Source organism: Lyngbya sp. CCY1209 (genome assembly GCF_055795065.1).
In genome coordinates, this window is sequence record NZ_JAYFER010000019.1 from 1 (window position 1) to 719 (window position 719).

Consider the following 719-nt stretch of genomic DNA (forward strand, 5'->3'; position numbering starts at 1 on the left):
AATCCCGAATACAACCGCCTCACGTTCGCGATTTTTGGAGTTGCCACGCCCTCCGATTTGATTCGAGATCGCAACCGCACGCCCTTCAATATCGGGACGGCGATCGCACTGTCGGGGTTCAGCCTGGAAGAGATCGAACCCCTCGCCCGGGGATTGCCTTTTGAATCAGGCAACAAACGAGAAATTATTAAACACATTTTATACTGGACGAACGGCCAACCCTTTTTGACTCAAAAAATTTGCCATATAATTGGCAATTTTGTTTCGGAAAATAAAAGAAAAATTTCGGTGGAAAATGCGGCATTTTGGATCGAAAATATCGCCCGCAATTATATCATCTACGGCTGGCAATCGAAGGACGAGCCGGAACACTTGAAAACCATCCGCGATCGCCTCCTCCGCAACCCGCTGCGGACGGGAAGACTGTTGGGAATTTATCAGGATATTTTGCAGAATCACGGCATCAAATTTGACAACAGCCGCGAGTATACGGAACTCATATTGTCGGGAATAGCCGTCAAAAATGGCGAAAAATTGGCGGTCAAAAATCGAATTTATGAAGCGGTCTTCAATCTCGAATGGGTGATCGAACAGTTGTCGGCCATCCGCCCCTACTCTCAAACCTTTGATGCTTGGGTCGCTTCCGGCCAAACGGACGAATCGCGGCTGTTGCGGGGGCGGGCTTTAAAAGATGCACAAATTTGGGCGATCGGAAAAAG

At 48.4% G+C, this 719-nt stretch carries 1 protein-coding gene; it reads left to right on the forward strand.

Annotated features, from left to right (window positions below; translation table 11 throughout):
• The coding region (locus AC0QHF_RS00095; RefSeq protein WP_324702163.1) for an AAA-like domain-containing protein at positions 1–719 on the forward strand (719 nt) is incomplete at both ends.